The organism is Flavobacterium bizetiae, assembly GCF_902804475.1.
GTDB classification, from domain to species: Bacteria; Bacteroidota; Bacteroidia; order Flavobacteriales; family Flavobacteriaceae; genus Flavobacterium; species Flavobacterium bizetiae.
This window is the reverse complement of the sequence record NZ_CADCSU010000119.1, coordinates 1-2,926: the sequence shown is the minus strand read 5'-3', so window position 1 is coordinate 2,926 and position 2,926 is coordinate 1. Positions and strand designations below refer to the sequence as shown.

At 34.3% G+C, this 2,926-nt stretch carries 2 protein-coding genes; one reads left to right on the top strand and one right to left on the bottom strand.

Annotated elements, in window-relative coordinates; translation table 11 throughout:
• Positions 1 to 107 precede the first annotated feature (107 nt).
• On the top strand, positions 108 to 1,670 hold the full coding sequence (locus FLACOL7796_RS16425; RefSeq protein WP_173971816.1) for a serine hydrolase: 1,563 nt from the start codon (positions 108 to 110) through the stop codon (positions 1,668 to 1,670).
• 69 nt (positions 1,671 to 1,739) lie between these two features.
• Here FLACOL7796_RS16425 and FLACOL7796_RS16420 read toward each other — a convergent pair whose 3' ends face one another.
• Complete coding sequence (locus tag FLACOL7796_RS16420; RefSeq protein ID WP_173971815.1) at positions 1,740 to 2,615, bottom strand: cupin-like domain-containing protein; 876 nt, start codon at positions 2,613 to 2,615, stop codon at positions 1,740 to 1,742.
• Between the last annotated feature and the right edge of the window lie 311 nt (positions 2,616 to 2,926).

Sequence of the window (2,926 nt, the reverse complement as noted above, 5' to 3'; positions counted from 1 at the left end):
CAATAAATGTTAATTTTCAGAACAAAATACTTATAATTTAAGAATATTGATGCTCTTTTTTAATGTTTAATGAATATGCTATCAACCCACCAAAAACAGAAATTTATATGAAAAAAGTGAAAATTCGTTTAGCTTCCCTCCTCTTTATGTGTTTTGCATCAACAGCATCATTTGCTCAGTTGTCATCTGCAAAAATCGATTCCTTAATGCAAAATGCGCTGCAAAAGTTTAAGGTTGCCGGGGCCTCAATTGCTGTTGTTAAAGATGGAAAAGTAATACACTCAAAAGGATACGGGATTAGTTCTGTCGAAACAAAAAAGCCTGTAGACGAAAACACTAATTTTCAAATTGCCTCTAATACTAAAGCGTTTACAACAGCTGCACTTTCTATTCTGGAAGATGAAGGTAAATTGAAATGGACTGATAAAGTAAAAGATTACCTGCCGGAATTTAAAATGTATAATGATTATGTAACAGAGAACTTCAATATACAGGATTTATTAACGCATCGCAGCGGACTTGGATTAGGCGTTGGTGATTTGATGTTTTTTCCTGACGGATCTGACTTTACGGCTAAAGACGTGATGACTAGTTTTCAGTATTTTAAACCTGTTTCGGCTTTTAGAACTCAATTTGATTATGATAATTTACTTTATATCGTTGCCGGAGAAGTAATTGCAAAAGTAAGCGGTATGACTTACGAACAGTTTGTACAGCAACGAATCATAACGCCTTTGCAGATGAATCGTACTTTTGTAGGGAGTCTGTTAAAAGACAAAAGCAATCTTGCAATCCCTCACTCTTCAACATCCGGAACGATCAAAAGTATCGATTTTTATAATATAGCAATGGGAAGTGCCGCTGGAGGTATTTATTCGAATGTTACTGATATGTCGAAATGGATGATTACACGCCTTAACAAAGGTCAATATGGTGAGGATCTAAAATCGTCGTTGTTCTCTTTAAAAAATCACGACGAAATGTGGCGCATACATACTGTTATGCCTGCAGATCCTAATCCGAGATACAATTCTCATTTTAATGGCTATGGTTTAGGCTGGGGAATATCTGATGCGAAAGGAAGTCTTAAAGTAGAACATACAGGCGGATTGCCGGGAATGTTGTCTATCGTAACTTTGTTTCCTGACCAAAACTTAGGGATTGTAATTTTAACCAATACGCAAGATGGTGGTGCCGGTCTTTTTATGGCGATGTCTAATACTATTGCAGACAGTTATTTAGGTTTGGATGATTTTGGCTGGACAGATAAAATGGCCCAATGGATGAATCAGGATAAAAATACAAGTGATGATGTCACAATAGATACATGGAAAAAAGTGGCTTCGGTAAAAAATACAAAAGTAAAAAATGAAGATTTTATTGGTGTTTACGAAGATCGCTGGTTTGGAAAAGCAGAGGTGTTTTTAAAGGGAAAGCAATTATGGATCAAATGTCTGCGTTCGCCAAAATTAAACGGACCTCTCGCCTTTTATGATGCTAATACTTTTGCTGTAAAATGGGAATACCAGGCGATGAACTGCGATGCTCTTACAACGTTTTCTGTTGATGAAAAAGGTAAAGCTCAATCTATCAAGATGAAAGGAATATCTCCGAATATCGATTTTAGTTTTGACTTTCAGGATTTAGACTTTAAAAGAGTTGCAAAATAAAACCTCTTAAATAAAAAAGCTCCATTAGAAATAATGGAGCTTTTTGTTTATAATAATGTTCAAATTTGATTATTCTGCCGCCTCAAATTCTGCATTTGTTCTTCGAATAGATTCAGCATCTTTATAATCAAGCCATTCCTGGCCTTTTCTTCTTCGCATCCAGTTATCATAATATCGAATGATCGCAACGTTTGCAAAACCTTTCCATAAGTTCGAAGGTCTTCCCGGAAGCGATCGCAGACTAAGTGAAAAACCCGGCGTAAGGTATTTCATGTAATGCCACCAGCCCTCAGGCATATAAAGCATTTCGCCATGACTAAGATTGGTAATATAGGGTTTAACTTTTTTGAGTGCCGGAAAACGTTCAAAATCAGGATTATCAAAATCAATATCTTCATTGCACAACCAGGAATATGGTAATCTGTACATGTATTTTGTTTCTTTAGGATCTACCAAAACACATTGTTTCTGACCTTCAAAATGCACATGAAAAATATTCGGGAAATCAATATCATAATGCATGAACACTTTGGCATCCTGGCCTCCAAAAAAAACAAGCGGCATACTTTTAAGTAATCTTAGCCCTAAACGTGGCCATTTCATATCAGACTTCATTGAAGGAGCGTCTTTCATCAAGTTGTATAAAAAAATACGCAGATCAGTTGGGCCTTTTTCAAGGATATCAATATATTCAGACATGGTCATTTTAAAGTCCGGTTCGTTGACTTTTTTGGTATGATCCGTTTTGCGGCTATCATATAAGGGCACTATTTTATCTCCAGCCACTTTTCTGATAAAATCAAAATTCCATTTTGTAAAAGCCGGCCAGTCTTCTATTTGGTTGGTAATAATAACAGGCTTTTGTGGCTTGTAGTAATTCTCTATAAATTCTTTTTTGGTAAGTTTTTCAACCCTTTCTATCTGTATATAATGATCAAATGCCATGCGTAATAGGTTTTAAAATTATATGTTGATACAATAAATAAGTAATAAATTGATAATGAGTATTGTAAATTTATTATAGAACTTTCATAGTAAAGATAAACATTCTTAATTAAAACTTAACCTACATTTTCTTGCTCTAAAAGGTGTTTTGTTTTAGTTTATCTTCAATCATAATATCCTGCAGAATTTATAAAAGATTCCTTCTTCATTAAACAAGATTTTTAAAGAAATATTGCTTTTTTCGATCGTAATTATTGAGAAGATTTATAAGTTATGTTTTGTTTAGAAAAAGGTGTACTGGCCTTTAATTA

Coding starts and splice junctions, on each gene's coding strand:
- FLACOL7796_RS16425 (WP_173971816.1), top strand. CDS start 108: ATGAAAAAAGTGAAAATTCGTTTAGCTTCCCTCCTCTTTATGTGTTTT.
- FLACOL7796_RS16420 (WP_173971815.1), bottom strand. CDS start 2,615: ATGGCATTTGATCATTATATACAGATAGAAAGGGTTGAAAAACTTACC.